Origin of the sequence: Oscillatoria sp. FACHB-1406, from assembly GCF_014698145.1 — a bacterium.
Classification (GTDB): Bacteria; Cyanobacteriota; Cyanobacteriia; order Cyanobacteriales; family Spirulinaceae; genus FACHB-1406.
This window is the reverse complement of sequence record NZ_JACJSM010000030.1, coordinates 20642-36570: the sequence shown is the minus strand read 5'-3', so window position 1 is coordinate 36570 and position 15929 is coordinate 20642. Positions and strand designations below refer to the sequence as shown.

Below are 15929 nucleotides of genomic sequence, written 5' to 3'. Positions count from 1 at the left end.
GGTTATCTCTCCCGTGACTGAAAAGCTCACCATCAATAACTTTGCTGGCATTAAAGAATTAAAAATTGAAGTTAAGCGAGTTAATATCCTGATTGGACCTCAAGCGAGTGGCAAAAGTATTTGTGCAAAGCTTTTGTTTTATTTTAAAAGCTTTGTTTGGGAAATCGTATCTGTCATCGAAAATGAAAAAACAAAACGAACTTTAGACTCTAACTATGCTAGAGTTTTTCAAGAGTTTTTTCCGCCAGAGTCTTGGGGGGAAGGTGTTTTCTCTATTAAATATGAAATTGAAGATGTATTTATTGCAATTGAAAGAGATGCACACAACAAAGAGAAAGTTTGTGTTATCTATTCTGACTTTTTCCAAAAAGAGCTTTCAAGTTTGAGAAGATTCTTTAAGCTAAATAGACAAATAAAAGAAGATAGTGAAGTTCAATATAGAGACTTTGATGTATTTTTTAGAACACAGCAACTTTTAAGAGATCGATTAGTAACCTCCTTATCAAACACTATCGGCGAGGAAGCAGCTTTTCTCCAACTTTTTATTCCTGCCGGTCGTTCTTTTTTTGCAAATCTTCAGAGTAATATTTTTTCGTTCCTTTCAAGTAATAATGCTGTCGATCCTTTTTTAAGGAATTTTGGCTCTATCTATGAAAACATCAAATATATCGAATCAAAAACTAGCAATAGCATAGAAAAGAAAGAAAGAAAAGATATTCAAGAAGAAATTAGCAGTCTAATAGAAAGTTCTTTATGCGGAAAGCATCTGCGTGTAAAGGGTCAAGATTTTCTAGAGAGTAAGGACGGAAGACGGATTAACGTTGCCAACTCGTCTTCCGGTCAACAGGAAATCTTACCTCTGACTATTATGTTACCTGCGTTAATCTTCTTAGTTGAATCGGCTCCTGGTAGAACCGTTTATATTGAAGAACCAGAAGCCCATTTATTTCCAAAAGCACAGCGCAATATCGTTGAGTTAATATCGACTGTCTTTAATGCTCGTAACGACAAACTTCAATTTTTCATTACAACTCACAGTCCTTATGTATTAACCGCTTTTAATAATTTGCTTCAGGCTGGTCTTTTGTACCAAGAAAAAGATGAAAGTATACACGAGCGTCTAGGAAAAATTGTACCGCGCTATAAATCACTAAATGTTGATCATTTATCAGCTTACGTTTTAATAGACGGAAGTGGAAGCAGTATTATATGTCCTGAAACAAAGTTGATTGATGCCCAGATCATTGACTCTGTTTCTGACGACCTGGCGATTGAGTTTGATAAATTGCTTGACTTTACATAAAGTTTTCATGAAAAGCTTTCCTCAATGCGAACAGTACACAAAAAATACTAAAATTGTATTACAAGACTCAAAAAGTAAGAATAAATGCAAAATATGTTTTTTGAATCCAAAGCGTGAAAAGATATTAACAGTAAAAGTTGATGGCTGTATCTTTACTGACGATGCAACTTTACGGTGTGATTATGCACTTGTTTCTCCCAAACAAGTAGAAATATATATAGAACTGAAAGGTAACGATGTTTATCACGCTGTTAAGCAAATTGAAGCTACCATTGCAGCTATTTCAAGCGATTCCACGACAATAAAAAAATTATGCTTTATTGTCTCAAGTCGCGTTCCAAAACAAACTACAAGTATACAACAGTTGCAAGCAAGATTCAAGAAAAAATTTAATGCTAGTTTGCGAATCAAAAATGTTCAAGATGAGTACGATTTAAGCACTTTATAGCTACTAAGCTTGCTAAATATGCTCAATTAAGGCAGCAACCTGCACTTTCCGAAAGAGCGGAAGCATTAGCACTCGAGCATTTTGTTGCGCGAGAATAATTGTTAAATAATTTGACTTCTAGCCTACTGCGTAGTCACTCATCTCTCTCATAAAAGAAGGATAAAACCCCAAAACTATATCATGCTTGGGTACGCCTAGCTCGACTAAATCTGCTGCAAGATCGTGTTCTGTTGAATTATAAAATATCCAGATTTTTTCATTGCGAATATCGAGGTGCATTGGGCAATGATGCACCCAACGTTTGTTCTGCCAACCGAGATGTACGACTTGATAGTGATTTCGCTCGGTATCAAAAATAGTCTCGACTTCAAATTCACCGTAAGCAGGCTTCACTTCTGCGTAGTTTCTCAATAATTGCTGCACAATTTGTTGATATTTTTTCAGCTTCTCTGTCATTTCTTACATGATAGAATTTCCTCCGATTGAATATTGTAAACAATTATTTTTATACCAATTTACGATAACTTTGCCTAGAATTAACTCTCCTGAATTTTCAGGATAACGGTGCGTTACGCTTCGCTAACACACCCTACTTTTCATTCTATAATGATAACGATCTTTAGCCATCGTGAATGATTTGAAGTGAAAGCGGGAAGTTATTAATTGCAGTTTAACCCTTGTAACGAATAAGGTTAAGGAATTTAGCCGCATCGAGGGTCTTGCGAGCGCGAACTGAGGAGAATAATTTCGATGAGAGAGAACTCAGGCTAATCGATGGCTCGATCGCATCGTGGCTTTTCCGATATCATTGGGAAAAAAAGTAGGGGAAAATGACCGTTCGCCCGTCGTTCGCCTAAACTCTCAGTTAAAGTTACTGGCGAACACAAATTGAAGTGGCAGAGAGTGCTACAGTTGGTGATTGTAATTATGCCACTACCCTATCTCAAACGCGATCGTGATTTCCGAGCATTCTCCTTCCGCTGTTGATAAACGAGTTAGTCTGAAAACCCTGCGCCCGATTGCTGCGGCAAGTCTGCACGGAGTTGCTTTCTATAACAATTCTCTATACGCGCTCGATTCGCTAAACGGCTATCTCTTGCAAATCGATCCATATACAGAAAACACGACGATTGTCAACCCCAAGTCTTGGCGGGAGTTTGTGGGGGCGACGGGATTAGCGATCGCGGGCGATACGCTATGGTTTACTCGGGACGATAGCGTCTTTTACTGCCCCCTCGATGGCGAATTCTCGCCCAAACGCTTTGTCAGTCTTTCTTACGCGACGAATGGCGTAGCGGTGTGGGACTCCACCGTTTACGTTACCTGCCAAAAAGCGGGTTATATCGTCGTCTTTTCTCGGGATAGCGCGCGGGAAATCACCCGCTTCTACGCGCCGGGAATCGGGATGGAACGGATTACGGTTAAAGGTGAGGAACTGTGGTTGTGCGACGATATCGAGCAAACCGTCTACTGTCTCGATCGCGCCACGGGGGATGTTATCTTTAACGTACTAACGCCCATCGAAAATCCCACCGGCTTAACCTTTTATCCCGACGCAGAAACCGGAGAAGAGGTTCTCTACGTCGCCTACGCCTACAAAGAACCCTACATTCGCGACAACCCCAACGCTAACCCCAACTACGAATTACAATACCGCGATCGCACCTTCATTCATCCCCTCTATTATCGTTACGATCGCGAAAATAATTATGCCCTCTCCAACGGCTATCTCGTCGAAATGTCCTACGTCGAAGAACTTTCGCCCCTCGAAGTCCTCGAACTCCCGGACTTAGAATGGCGTATCGCCCTCCCCGCTGAAACGCCCCGCCAAAAAATCCGCAGCGTCGAAGCCGTCGGACTGCCCTTCACCGAAGAAATCCAAGACGGACAGCGCATCGCCGTTTTTAAATTCTCTCCTTTTAAATCCGAGGAACGCTATATCTTTGGTTGGAAAGCGGTACTCGAAATGTGGGGCATTAAATACCAAATCGGGCCGCGCGATGTCGAGGACTTACCCGAACTCTCTCAAGAATACCGCGATCGCTACCTCATCGACGACGACGATTTAGCAATGGAAACCGAAACCATTCGCCGTGCCGCCAAAGAAGCCATTCGCCGCGAAACCAACCTTCTGCGCCAAATGTACAGCATCCGCAACTACGTCTACGATCGCTTATCCTACGGCATCAAACCCTACATCGATCCACCCGATGTTGCCCTCTCGCGCGGAGTCGGTTCCTGCGGCGAATATCTCGGGATACTCCTCGCCCTCTCCCGACTCAACGGAATCGCCTGTCGTACCGTCGGGCGCTATAAATGTCCGCCGCACCCCCTACAGCACAACATCCCCCTCGAACCGGACTTTAACCACGTTTGGATGGAATTTTACCTTCCCGGCGTAGGTTGGCTGCCAATGGAATCGAATCCCGACGATATTATTGAAGGCGGGCCTTATCCAACGCGCTTTTTTATGGGTTTAGCTTGGTATCATGCCGAAATGGCTAAAGATGTCTCCTTTGAAACCCTCCGCTGCGAGGGAGAACCCGTAACCAAAGAACGCGCTTCGATTGGTTCGCTTTCTCTTAATCACGTTCAGTTTACGATCCTAGAAGAGTTAAAACCTTAGTTTAAGGATAAAGAAAGCGAATCTCGGGAGCAAAATTGCGATGAGTTTCTTTTTCCACGAACAACTGCATCGTACCCCCGAAGTGATGGCGAAAATCCAAGCCTTCCCGATCGCTATTTGCGGTGCGGGCGCATTGGGGGCTAATATAACGGAAAACTTGGCGCGATCGGGTTTCGGGAGGTTGCGCGTTATCGATCGCGATCGCATTGAGGAACGCAACCTTTCGACTCAACCTTACTATAAAACCGATGTCGGCGCTTACAAAGCCAAAATTCTCGCTAACAGTTTATATCGCGCCCTAGGAATTGCCTTAGACGCGCAAACGAAAGAACTCGCGCCCGATAATTGCTGCCAACTCTTCAAAAATTGCCATCTCGCGATCGATACCTTTGACAATAGTACCGCTCGCCAAGCCGTCAAAGACTACTGCCAAGCCGAAAACCTTCCCGCCTTGCACGTCGGACTCGCCTCCGACTACGCCGAAATTATCTGGAATGAAAGCTACCGCGTTCCCTCCCCCGCCAACGACGATGTGTGCGATTATCCCCTCGCGCGCAACCTCGTTCTCTTCACCGTCGCTGTCGCCTGCGAAGTTATCATTCGCTACATTGCCACCGGCGAACAGTTGAGTTATACCATCACCCTCGGAGACTTTGCCGTTAAGAATTATGAGTTATGAATTATGAGTTATGAGTTATGAGTTATGAGTTATGAGTTATGAGTTATGAATTACGAATTACGAATTACGCCAGAAAACATAGATAGATCGATAGATTCCACTGCTAACTCAAAAATCATTTTATTATCCATTATCCATTATCCATTATCCATTATCCATTATCCATTATCCCTTGCCCACAAAGCCAATCCCCCTCCTTTTCCCCGCGCGGCAATAGCAGTTTTTGAGGTATAAAAATAAGCAAAAAAGGCTTGTTTGCCAATCCGTTCGCTATAAAAATTGGCTTCCTTCTCCTCCCCACCGCGAATCTTGCCGTTGTATAACGTTTTGCCAAAAAGTTGTACGTTAATTTGAGTAAAATCAAAAGCAAGAAGGTTGCGATCGCGCCACCATTTCGTCGGGCCTGATAAGCTTAACTTCAATGCGCCAATTTCTACACAATTCTCCACACGCCCTGCTATAATTGTCGGGTCTAAGTCCGCGATCGCAGCGGGTTGAAACGAAATGCAAATTTTCACCCAACGCGGCAGGTAGCGCCCCGCCCCTAAAGCAATTCCCGCCCGTTCTCGCGCTCGTTTCGTCCCCGTAATCAAGCACAAGCGCCAAGTTCCCACTAATTCTTCAAACTGAGGGCGAAACCGCGTCTGTCTTGCTGTTTTTTCCGCTTCGAGAAGCGCCTCAACCACTCGGGCAGGTGCGGGAGTCGCAGTACCTTTAAAATATTGGGCGGCTTGCTCGATGAGCGTAAAAGATTCCATTTTTATAAGGTTAACTTCGGCAACGCTATTTCGATCTTTAAACATCTTACCTTGACACTCCCCACTCCTCGAAGCCGTAGGATTTTTATTTTATAGAATAGAAAATCAAGTTCCCCAAGTCCTTCAAACAGATATCCTTTAGAATCCTGAAGAACTGTTCGATAAGACATAAAGATGAGGCAGAATTGCGATAAATTGAGATGGAATCGATCGCTTTTGCAGAGATTGCGACTAAGAGCGGTACGAGCGCAACACTTGAATAAAGGGGAATATTGAAAGATGAAGTTTTTAGAATTGAGGGCTGTTGTAACTGCAATGGCAACGGCAAGTTGCCTCGTCTTAGGTACGGTAGGGGCCAATGCTGCGACTTTTGAGTTTTCGCAAGTCGTCGGGACACCCAAGGATCGGTTCGACTACAACCCTTTATTGCAGGGCAGTGTTGGTGCGAGTCGTTTAACAGTGACATTTACTGGAGAGGATCGCAATGGGGACGGTTTGTTGACCTACTTTAAATACGGCTACTTGTCAGAGATTACCGCAATTAAGGCAACGTGGGACAATTTAGAGTTTAAGTTGGATAATCTCTGGACTTTTGTTGCCGGAAGATTGCCCGCGCAACCGGCGAATTTTTATGGAGAGGATATTCTCTTGCACGAATTTCGTTTTTATAAAGGCGATGTCCATATGGACTTAAAACCGTTTGGAGGGTTGTACGAGTGGTACGAACAGTTCCGCGCTTATCGATGTCCGGCAACGCTGAATTGTCTCGATTACCCTTCCATCGATTATCCGATCGCGGATGGTAAGATGAGCGGAGACTACTTGCTCGGATTTGAAAATATTTTTGTCCCTGGCTTCCCCGCTTACAAGTCCAAACATACACCAGATGGGCAACCTGTCAAGTCTACGCCAGAACCAAGCGCGATCGCGGGCTTAACCCTATTAGCGCTTGCCGGTTGGAAACAGCGTCGGGCGAAGGTTAGCGGTTAAAACTGTAGATCGTCTGCGTCGTCCAGCGATCGCGCAACGAAGAAGGCCGCACGTCGTCAGCAAAGGTTTGCCGTTCCAACTGCACCTGCAACCCCGTCATCGGATCGTCGCCTGGGGAAATTAAAAACTCCAATCCTCGTACTTTCTCCCAGCCCAGCAATTCATCGAGAATGTCTGCAATGGCAATGCCATAAGGATGTTCGGGGTTGCGATACCAATCCGTTGAGACGAGGAGAGAACGGTCGAAACCGACATGAACGACTAAAGACGGCTGCCCGAAAAGCGCGATCGCGACGGGGCGTACTTCCTCCTGCAACAAAAACTTAGACGTTCCCTGCACCAAATAGCGCAACTCCTCCAAACATTCGTAACGCTCGACTGCTGTCGGAATATTATCGCCCCAACGCACCGCTACCGTGGTTAAATAGGTTTGCATCAGCATATGGCCGAGCTTCTGCGCTTTGGTGGCTAAATACGCTGAATTGTAATCCGTCGCTTCGATTGAAAGGGGAACGCGATCGACAATCTCCAACCCGTAACCCTTCAACCCGGCAATCTTGCGAGGATTATTCGTAATCAAGCGAATTTTTCCGATCCCCAAATCGTTTAAAATTTGCGCCCCCACCCCATAGTCGCGCAAATCCGCCGGAAATCCCAAACGCTCGTTCGCCTCCACCGTATCCAACCCCATATCTTGCAGCGAGTACGCCTTCAACTTATTCGCCAGCCCGATTCCGCGTCCTTCTTGCCGCAAATAAACCACAACGCCCTTACCTTCGGCTTCCAGCATTTTCAGCGCGACTTGCAACTGCGTCCGACAATCACAACGCAGAGATCCCAACGCATCCCCCGTCAAACATTCCGAGTGCATCCGCACCATCACGGGTTGGTGATGAAATTCGCTCGGATGCCCTTTAACAATTGCAACCTGTTCTGTACCATCGAGAACGTTGCGATAAGCATAAAGTTGGAAATTGCCAAATTGCGAGGGGAACTGACACACCGCCTCCCGATAAACGAAGCGATCGTGTTGAAGGCGGTAGCCAATCAAATCGGCAATGCTAATCAGCTTGAGGTCGTACTTTTTGGCATAGTCCACCAATTGCGGCAAACGCGCCATCGAACCGTCGGGATTTTGAATTTCGCAGATAACACCCGCCGGATACAACCCCGCCAATCGCGACAAATCCACCGCCGCTTCGGTGTGACCGGCACGTTTGAGAACGCCCCCAGTTTTTGCGCGCAGCGGGAAAATATGACCCGGACGGCGCAAATCTTCCGCACGGCTGGCGGGGTTAATCGCAACTTGAATGGTACGGGCGCGATCGTCGGCAGAAATCCCCGTACCTACGCCCAAATGCGGTGCAGCATCGATACTCACCGTAAACGCCGTCTGATTGGAATCGGTATTTTTCGCAACCATGAGGGGCAGATCCAGTTGGTCGAGGCGTTCTCCCGTCATCGCCAGACAGATTAAACCCCTCGCTTCCACCGCCATAAAATTAATCGTGTCGGGGGTGGCAAATTGGGCCGCGCAGATTAAGTCCCCTTCATTTTCGCGATTTTCATCATCGACAACCACCAAGACTCGCCCTGCCTTCAAATCGCTTAAGGCATCTTCAATGGAATCAAATTGAAAGCTGAGAGTAGGCGACATTTCGGGAGACATTCGAGGGAAGAGTTTTTTTTAAATTGTAGCCGTTTAGTTAGCGAGATTGCTTGCCCTTGACGCTTAGCGATCGAACGGCGCGATCGGTTTAGAGGTCTAATAGTTTTTCTAAAAGGGTATAAATATCTTTCCTACTGCCCTCTTTACGCCTCCCAATCCCAACCACAACAACGATAACTCGATCTCTCTCGATTTTATAAACGATGCGATAGCGCTGTCCGACGGCTCGAATACTCCGAAACCCCGAAAGGTTATCTACAAGAGACTTACCTTGTTTTTCCGGTTCAATTTTGAGTTGTTCGATGCGATCGCGCAACTTTTCCTGTTCGCGTCGATCTCGGACTGCCGCTAACATTTCCAGCGCCAGCGGTGTAAGTCGAATCTCGTATTGGATTGGCTCCATCGCTCATAATTTTAACTGGGCTTTGGCATCTTCCCAGGGAACCGTTTTCCCTTCGCTTGCTTGGGTAATACTATGACGCAGTTTTGTAACGAATTCGCTATCTGAGAGAATATCTAAAGTTTCCAGCAGTTCTGTGAGATGTCGATAGCTTATTACTGCCATAACTGGAACCCCATTTTGAGCGATTAGAATCGGTTCTCGCTCCAATTCCTCGGGCAAGTTGGGAAGTTGTTGTTGTGCCTGAGCGATGGTCAGTTGTTTAGACATGGGTCAGTCAAGCAAAATTGAAAGAAGTTCGACGGTTGGACTGCGAAAGACATTACGAGGGAACAGAGTTTTTCATATTGTAGCCCGTTTGTTTGGGTAGGGGGCGCGTAGGTCTTATGAGTACAGCGCGGTTCTTCTCATCTTTAACCGGGATTGACAGCTAGCGGCGGAATACTGGCGCGAAATTTCAAATCTGTCAAAAATTCTGCTCCCAAATTTCAAGATTGATACTACAATAATGCAGCCCAGCTTTCAGGGCCTTATGAAACGTTTTTATAGAAGGGAACAAGCGTTATGGGCGAACCAGAACGAGTTAAAGTCGGCATTATTGGAGCATCGGGCTACGGTGGCGTGCAGCTAGTCAGGCTGTTGCTGGATCATCCTTACGTTGAATTGGTTTACATTGGGGGAGATAGCAGTGCGGGGAAGTCTTTTGGCGATCTCTACCCGCATTTAGAGCATTGCTTCAATCTCACTATTGAAAAAATAGATTTGGAAGTTGTCGCCGAGCGATGCGATGTTGTTTTTATCGGATTGCCAAACGGTTTGGCTTGCGATATGGCTCCAACTTTGATAGAGAAGGGCTGTAAAGTTCTCGATTTATCGGCGGACTATCGCTTTACGAATTTAGAGACATATACGACTTGGTATAAAAAAGAACGCAACGATCGCGCGATCGCATCTACTGCCGTTTATGGGCTGCCGGAACTCTACCGCGAGAGGATTCAAAACGCCTCCCTCGTCGGCTGTCCCGGCTGTTATTGCACCGCGAGTTTGCTCGGGATTGCACCCTTACTCAAACAAGGCTTAATCGTTCCCGAAACCGCGATTATCGATGCGAAATCCGGAACCTCTGGCGGCGGCAGACAGCCGAAAACCAACCTGCTACTCGCTGAAGCCGACAATAGTCTCACGCCTTACGGCGTTGCCGCCCATCGCCATACCCCCGAAATCGAGCAAGTTTGCAATGAATTAGCCGGACAGGAGGTTCACGTACAGTTTACGCCGCACCTAATCCCGATGGTACGCGGGATGCTAACGACAATTTACGCAACGTTGCGCGATCCCGGTTTGGTACGAGACGATCTGATGACGATCTACAAAGCCTTTTACCGTTCTGCTACTTTCGTGCGCATTCTTCCTAATGGGGTGTACCCTCAGACGAAATGGGCGGTTGGCACGAATGCTTGCTATATCGGCATCGAAGTCGATATGCGCACCGATCGCGTTATTGTTATGTCGGCATTGGATAACTTGATTAAAGGTCAATCCGGTCAAGCGGTACAATGCTTGAACATTATGATGGGATGGCCGGAAACGTTAGGGTTGCCGGAGTTAGCCTTTTACCCGTAGGATATGGTGCTTCGGCGAGTTTAAACTCAGCGTACTGAGTGGGACGAAGTTACCGCGCTACTTGAAGCGCGAACATCTGTTTCTAAACGCACCAAATGTTTTGGCGGGTGGGCGCTGCCCACCTTACCGAATCTTCTAACTCGTACTGACTTGTAGCGATCGCTTGCGCCGAAGTCTCAATGACCGCGAATTACGAATGATTGAGCAAGATAGGGAGGGTTTGCGATGAGCGATCGAGAGATTAAAACAGAGAATATTAAAGTCCGCAGCAGCGATATCGAGGTGGATGCTTACCTCGCGCTACCGTCCGGAGAAGGGACTTTTCCGGGGGTAGTGGTCGTTCAGGAGATTTTTGGGGTAAACGATCATATTCGCGACGTGACGCGCCGATTAGCGGCGGCAGGATACGCCGCGATCGCACCGGCTATCTATCAGCGCCAAGCCCCTGGATTCGAGGTGGGTTATACGTCGGAGGATATTGAAATCGGTCGCAAGTATAAGGTACAAACCCGCGCTTCAGAATTGCTCGCAGATATCCAAGGCGCGATCGATACCCTTAAAAGTTTGCCCCAAGTTAAAAAAGCGGAATTTGGCTGTATTGGCTTCTGTTTTGGCGGTCACGTCGCCTATCTCGCTGCGACGCTTCCCGATATTGCTGCAACGGCTTCATTTTACGGCGCGGGAATTGCTACCCTAACTCCCGGTGGTGGCGAACCGACGATTTCGCGCACGCGGGAAATTCAAGGAACGCTCTATGCCTTTTTTGGGATGGAAGATGCGAGCATTCCCGCCTTGGAGGTTAACCAAATCGAGGCGGAATTGCAAAAGTACGAAATACCCCATCAAATCTTCCGTTATGAGGGGGCGGATCATGGGTTTTTCTGCGATCGCCGCGCCAGCTATAATCCCGAAGCGGCTACCGATGCTTGGCAAAAGGTTTTGCAATTATTTGCCAATTTAAAGGATTAAACTCTCATCAATTATCCCCTGCTACCGAATTCCCCATTATCCATTATCCATTATCAATTATCAATTATTAATTCCCCATTATTCATTATTCATCATCCATTATCCATTATTAAAACGGACTGCCAATCATCGTAAAGGCACTCCAAAAATAAGGATGGCTAAAATTGCGATCGCTCAAATCCCCGTTCGTCGAAGGTAACGGAAAACTTCCTCCCGGCGTAACTAACTGCCCGTCCTTAACCGTCGTCTCGCCCCTCAGCATCGCAATCTGCGCTTGCCGCAAGGCTTCGGCTCGAATCGGGGCTTCTTTCAATTTCTCGTAGAAGCTCGTCATCAATCCCAGCGTTCCTTCATCGCTGACATACCACAGACTGCCTAACGCAGTTTTAACGCCTGCTAAGACCGTTAAACCCGCAAATCCGAGTTCTGCTTCCTCATCGCCCAAAGCGGTTCGACAGGCGCTTAAAACCAGCAGTTCGACAGGCGGATCGTTCCAACGCAAGGCGCGCAGGCGATCGAGGGTGAGTTTTGCGTCCCAGAACTGAATGTAAGAATTAGAAGGCTTTCCAGATTTAAATTCGCCGTGAGTGGCAAGATGAATAATACCGTAGGGAGTTTGCGATCGCGCTTCTTGCAAGTTCGCTAAAGTAAACTGAGAGTTCAGCAAAGTATTACCCCGCCACAGTTGCTTCGCGATCGCATTAACCTCAGTCGGAACAGCAGGCAAAGGCGATTGATCCGCGAAAGTTGAAGCTCCCATCGCCAGTACCGAACGGTCTTTAAGATCGGTATAGCTCAGATCGCTGAGCGCGAGGCTGGGCAGTAAACTGACGCTGTAGCGTTCGATCAGAAACTTGCTTCCGTCATGCAACGCCGCAAAAGGAAGGGAGCGCAAACCCGTATCGACAATAAATGATAAGTTAGTAATCTTGTTCGTTTGAAGATCGGCTTCTAGGGGAGCTACGAGCCATTGATAAAGTTGCTGCCCCGGCGCGAGATAGGCGGTGCGGCGCGAGGGATTAGTAATACCCGCGCGAAAGCTGTTTGCTACTTTAATAACTTGCTCGCGCGTTACCTCGAGCCGATGCCGAACGGGAGTTCCCGAACTCGTAACGAGTACGAGTTCTAAGCGATCGCTGTCCGCCCGGGAATTCCTTCGCTCAGAACTCGACCCTAAGTCTTTGTCCCCAGAACCTCCTGAAGGCACAAAAACGGCATAGATAATTGCCGGTTTAGACCCCGTTAAAGCCTCAACTTCTCGCAAGTTCTCGCGAGATTGCTCCGGGCTGACTTGTGGGACAGGATTGGGGAGATCGAAGTAATCTTCAAACTCATTGCTAAATTCGCCATCAAAAGCCGCCACCTCTCTAATTTGAATGGGTTCCGCACCGCTTCCCCGCGCTTGCTCTATTTCCTCCGGATTCGGTCTTTCTCGCTCATGGTTTAGATCTCTATCATCCTCATGAGGATGTGGCATCGAGTCATCGCGATCGACTTTGTTGGCGTAAAAATCATCAGGCTTGAAATTGCTGTCAGAAGAATCAACTCCGATATTCCCCCGCGAGACGTTGGAGCGGAAAGACTCACCCGGGTTAATGCGCGAACTTCCCGTTGTTATTGCACCTCGAGTTCCATTAGTGCTAGCGTCCCCTACCGTAAAAGCTGCAATCCCCCTGTGTTCGATGCGAATTTGACCGCCGCTGCCTCCAATTGTCGAAATACTTGCAGAACTTCCATCTGCTGCCGTAAAAGTATCCGTAGCGCGGAAAAATCGTTCGGTGTCGATATGGACAGTGCCGCCCTCCGTCCCGCCTTGCGCGTTAATCCAACTCGTGAAAATGTTGTCGGGCGTTTCGAGATCGACATTACCGCCGTTACCGCTAGCGCCGCTGGCATCAAGCTGACCGAGCCGAATCCCTCTAGCCGCATTTGCTATAATATCGCCGCCATCCGTACCGCCGGAAGCGTCAAGGTTTCCCGCATCTATACGCCCTTCGGCACTATCGAGAATGATAAGACCGCCACCACCGCTAGCGCCACTAGCATCCAGTTGACCGAGCCGAAGGTCTCTAGCAGCACTGACTATAATACCGCCGCCATTTGTACCGCCGGAAGAGTCCAGGTCTCCCGCATCTATACGCCCTTCGGCACTACCGAGATCGACATTGCCGCCGTTACCACTTTCGCCGCTGGCATCTAGCCGACCGAGGCTAACGTCTGTAGCCGCCCTCGCTGTAATACCGCCGCCATTTGTACCGCCGGAAGCGTCCAGGTTTCCCGCATCTATACGCCCTCCAGCACTACCGAGATCGACATTGCCGCCGTTACCACTCTCGCTGCTGGCATCTAGCCGACCGAGCCGAAGGTCTTTAGCAGCGTTCGCTGTAATACCGCCGCCATTTGTACCGCCGGAAGCGTCCAGGTCTCCCGCATCTATACGCCCTCCAGCACTACCGAGATCGACATTACCGCCGTTACCACTCTCGCCGCTGGCATCTAGCCGACCGAGGCTAATGTCTGTAGCCGCCCTCGCTGTAATACCGCCGCCATTTGTAACGCCGGAAGCGTCCAGGTCTCCCGCATCTATACGCCCTCCAGCACTACCGAGAATGATATTTCCGCCATTACCCGAAGTCGAACTCGAGTTGATGTCACCAGCGCGAAGGCCTCCTTGACCGGCAGTTAACGATATCTCTCCGCCACCGCTTCGCAAGGTTCCTCCCGGACGGATATCGATTCCGCTACCGCTCAACTCAATATTTCCCCCTTGAGTGTCGATAGTTGCACCCCCAATCAACTCAATACCGCCGCTACCGTTGTTATCCGCATCGGCAGTTAGCTCGACATTGCCGCGACTCGTCGTAATATTCTGTCTCAGCGAGATATTTCTGCCTGCTTGTGCCGTTAACCCCACACCCTGATTCGTCATCTGCACGGTAGCCTCAAAGAGGATATCGTTCGTCGCTTGTAAGATAACATTGCTGGTCGCATTGTTCAGGAGCGAGACATCAAGCGTTGGACGATTTGGAGGTGGTGCTGAAGGATCGGGATCGGAAAAGTCGTTAACATCAGCCAAATTGTTAAAGTTAAACGGCCCGGAATCAGTGACGATGATATCGGTCGGATCGAGCAAAAGCGTTCCGGTGCTGCCGAAGGGAGCTAAAGTATTGACTTGTCCGCGATAGTCGAGGTTTTTTAAGCCGGACACTTCGACAAAGCCGCCATTACCGGATAAAGCCCCGCCGCGCGCGCTAATATTGCCGAAAAACTGCGTCGTCCCGTTCGCCCAAACGATGACTCGTCCGCCGTTTCCGGTGGTTAAACTATCGGCGTTTAAACTGGAATTGCGATTAATTTGAACGAGGTTAGCGTTGGGAATTGTGCCGCCGCCTTGATAGTCGCCGCCGATGCGGATATTGCCGCCGCCGGTACGCCCAGAAGCATTGAGGGTTGCGTCTAACAGGGCAACGCGATCGCCAATTACCGCAATCTGCCCGCCCGCCCCGGTGGAAGAGGATGCCGCGATCGCGCCGCTAACCGTTGTCGCGCCTCCTGCTACCGAAACAGTCCTCCCCGCCAGGGTTTGCACGCTTCCATCGGCTTTAACTTGCAGCCCCGTTTCAACGCCTGCACCCACCAGCAATTGCGGCAAATCGCGCGCCGAAAACGGCAGAATTTGTCCGTTGTTATCCCGAGGCGGCTCGATATCCAAGGCTAGCAAACTTCCCGGTTGCGAAATATGAATTGTACTGCTGCCGGGAACCGCAGCCAGGGTAATCGCGCCCCCCGCAGCGATCGCCGTTCCCGTATTAACAATATTTCCGCCCAGCAAGGTCAAATTTCGTCCCGAACCAACACTTAAATTGCCGCTATTGACAATTGCGCTAACTTGTGAGCTATCAAAAGCAAATTGCCCCGGATTGCCGATTAAATTTTGATAGGAATTAGGGCCAAAGGCATTAAACCAGGCTCCATTAAAACCAATTCCGGTTGCGGTCGTGGCGAAGAAATCTCCCGGAACATTTAAACTCGCGCCCTGCCCAAAAATAATACCGGCGGGATTCATTAAATAGAGGTTAGAATTGCCCCCAGTAACTTGAATTAAGCCATTAATAATGGAAGCGTCGCCGCCGACGACGCGCCCTAAGATATTGTGAATTTGTGGGTTAGAAAGAAAATTAGCAACTTGGTTAGCATCCAGTCCAAACTGTTGGAAACTTTGGAATAAATTGCGACCGTCGCCGGAAAGTTTGCCGCCGCTAATTTGAAAAAGATTACCATCCACTGTAACCTGCGTATTAACGTCATCGTTCGCCGGAACGATGTCTCCTGCCCGAACTTTATGCGTGTCGAGCGCTGCACCGGCGCACAGTATTAAAAGCGTGATACCCAAAATTTTTTTCTGTGAAATCTTCATCGCTCGCATGGTAGGGTAGGCAGTTCTGCTCGATAGAATGCTGTAAA

At 48.2% G+C, this 15929-nt stretch carries 13 protein-coding genes; 7 read left to right on the top strand and 6 right to left on the bottom strand.

Annotated elements, in window-relative coordinates; all coding sequences use genetic code 11:
- Positions 1 to 13 precede the first annotated feature (13 nt).
- Positions 14 to 1303: an AAA family ATPase gene (locus H6G50_RS21695; protein ID WP_190721257.1), complete on the top strand. Its 1290-nt coding sequence runs from the start codon at positions 14 to 16 to the stop codon at positions 1301 to 1303.
- Positions 1304 to 1310: 7 nt separating this feature from the next.
- Positions 1311 to 1751 (top strand): hypothetical protein, encoded by a 441-nt coding sequence (locus tag H6G50_RS21690; RefSeq protein ID WP_190721255.1) that lies wholly within the window; start codon positions 1311 to 1313, stop codon positions 1749 to 1751.
- A gap of 117 nt (positions 1752 to 1868) precedes the next feature.
- Here H6G50_RS21690 and H6G50_RS21685 read toward each other — a convergent pair whose 3' ends face one another.
- Positions 1869 to 2207 (bottom strand): XisI protein, encoded by a 339-nt coding sequence (locus H6G50_RS21685; protein ID WP_190721254.1) that lies wholly within the window; start codon positions 2205 to 2207, stop codon positions 1869 to 1871.
- Between the two features lie 499 nt (positions 2208 to 2706).
- On the opposite strand from H6G50_RS21685, the gene H6G50_RS21680 reads away from it, so the two are divergent.
- The gene (locus tag H6G50_RS21680) at positions 2707 to 4377 is read left to right on the top strand and encodes a transglutaminase domain-containing protein (protein WP_190721252.1); all 1671 of its coding nucleotides are present in this window, start codon (positions 2707 to 2709) and stop codon (positions 4375 to 4377) included.
- 40 nt (positions 4378 to 4417) lie between these two features.
- The gene (locus tag H6G50_RS21675) at positions 4418 to 5056 is read left to right on the top strand and encodes a ThiF family adenylyltransferase (protein ID WP_190721250.1); all 639 of its coding nucleotides are present in this window, start codon (positions 4418 to 4420) and stop codon (positions 5054 to 5056) included.
- Between the two features lie 158 nt (positions 5057 to 5214).
- On the opposite strand, the gene H6G50_RS21670 is transcribed toward H6G50_RS21675, so the two are convergent.
- The gene (locus tag H6G50_RS21670; RefSeq protein WP_242032935.1) at positions 5215 to 5859 is read right to left on the bottom strand and encodes a hypothetical protein; all 645 of its coding nucleotides are present in this window, start codon (positions 5857 to 5859) and stop codon (positions 5215 to 5217) included.
- 234 nt (positions 5860 to 6093) lie between these two features.
- Here H6G50_RS21670 and H6G50_RS21665 point away from each other — a divergent pair, with 234 nt between their 5' ends.
- The gene (locus H6G50_RS21665; RefSeq protein ID WP_190721248.1) at positions 6094 to 6804 is read left to right on the top strand and encodes a hypothetical protein; all 711 of its coding nucleotides are present in this window, start codon (positions 6094 to 6096) and stop codon (positions 6802 to 6804) included.
- Here the strand turns inward: H6G50_RS21665 and ribBA are convergent.
- From ribBA to H6G50_RS21650, 3 genes are all read right to left on the bottom strand, one after another.
- The gene (gene ribBA, locus H6G50_RS21660) at positions 6794 to 8461 is read right to left on the bottom strand and encodes a bifunctional 3,4-dihydroxy-2-butanone-4-phosphate synthase/GTP cyclohydrolase II (RefSeq protein ID WP_190721246.1); all 1668 of its coding nucleotides are present in this window, start codon (positions 8459 to 8461) and stop codon (positions 6794 to 6796) included. The genes H6G50_RS21665 and ribBA overlap by 11 nt on opposite strands.
- Positions 8462 to 8561: 100 nt before the next feature.
- Positions 8562 to 8876, bottom strand: a complete 315-nt coding sequence (locus tag H6G50_RS21655; RefSeq protein ID WP_190721244.1) for a type II toxin-antitoxin system RelE/ParE family toxin — start codon at positions 8874 to 8876, stop codon at positions 8562 to 8564.
- Positions 8877 to 8879: 3 nt separating this feature from the next.
- The gene (locus tag H6G50_RS21650) at positions 8880 to 9143 is read right to left on the bottom strand and encodes a type II toxin-antitoxin system Phd/YefM family antitoxin (RefSeq protein ID WP_190721242.1); all 264 of its coding nucleotides are present in this window, start codon (positions 9141 to 9143) and stop codon (positions 8880 to 8882) included.
- 294 nt (positions 9144 to 9437) lie between these two features.
- Here H6G50_RS21650 and argC point away from each other — a divergent pair, with 294 nt between their 5' ends.
- Entirely contained in the window at positions 9438 to 10496 is a 1059-nt protein-coding gene (argC, locus tag H6G50_RS21645) for an N-acetyl-gamma-glutamyl-phosphate reductase (protein WP_190721240.1), read from the top strand.
- 225 nt (positions 10497 to 10721) lie between these two features.
- Entirely contained in the window at positions 10722 to 11465 is a 744-nt protein-coding gene (locus tag H6G50_RS21640; protein ID WP_190721238.1) for a dienelactone hydrolase family protein, read from the top strand.
- A 109-nt stretch (positions 11466 to 11574) separates the two neighbouring features.
- On the opposite strand, the gene H6G50_RS21635 is transcribed toward H6G50_RS21640, so the two are convergent.
- Positions 11575 to 15882: a CHAT domain-containing protein gene (locus H6G50_RS21635; RefSeq protein WP_190721236.1), complete on the bottom strand. Its 4308-nt coding sequence runs from the start codon at positions 15880 to 15882 to the stop codon at positions 11575 to 11577.
- Positions 15883 to 15929: the final 47 nt, after the last annotated feature.

What these genes read in the sequence shown, in the direction of transcription:
- H6G50_RS21690 (WP_190721255.1), top strand. Translation starts at nt 1,311, where the DNA reads ATGAAAAGCTTTCCTCAATGCGAACAGTACACAAAAAATACTAAAATT.
- H6G50_RS21685 (WP_190721254.1), bottom strand. Translation starts at nt 2,207, where the DNA reads ATGACAGAGAAGCTGAAAAAATATCAACAAATTGTGCAGCAATTATTG.
- H6G50_RS21640 (WP_190721238.1), top strand. Translation starts at nt 10,722, where the DNA reads ATGAGCGATCGAGAGATTAAAACAGAGAATATTAAAGTCCGCAGCAGC.
- ribBA (WP_190721246.1), bottom strand. Translation starts at nt 8,461, where the DNA reads ATGTCGCCTACTCTCAGCTTTCAATTTGATTCCATTGAAGATGCCTTA.
- H6G50_RS21670 (WP_242032935.1), bottom strand. Translation starts at nt 5,859, where the DNA reads ATGTTTAAAGATCGAAATAGCGTTGCCGAAGTTAACCTTATAAAAATG.
- argC (WP_190721240.1), top strand. Translation starts at nt 9,438, where the DNA reads ATGGGCGAACCAGAACGAGTTAAAGTCGGCATTATTGGAGCATCGGGC.
- H6G50_RS21650 (WP_190721242.1), bottom strand. Translation starts at nt 9,143, where the DNA reads ATGTCTAAACAACTGACCATCGCTCAGGCACAACAACAACTTCCCAAC.
- H6G50_RS21675 (WP_190721250.1), top strand. Translation starts at nt 4,418, where the DNA reads ATGAGTTTCTTTTTCCACGAACAACTGCATCGTACCCCCGAAGTGATG.
- H6G50_RS21635 (WP_190721236.1), bottom strand. Translation starts at nt 15,882, where the DNA reads ATGAAGATTTCACAGAAAAAAATTTTGGGTATCACGCTTTTAATACTG.
- H6G50_RS21665 (WP_190721248.1), top strand. Translation starts at nt 6,094, where the DNA reads ATGAAGTTTTTAGAATTGAGGGCTGTTGTAACTGCAATGGCAACGGCA.
- H6G50_RS21655 (WP_190721244.1), bottom strand. Translation starts at nt 8,876, where the DNA reads ATGGAGCCAATCCAATACGAGATTCGACTTACACCGCTGGCGCTGGAA.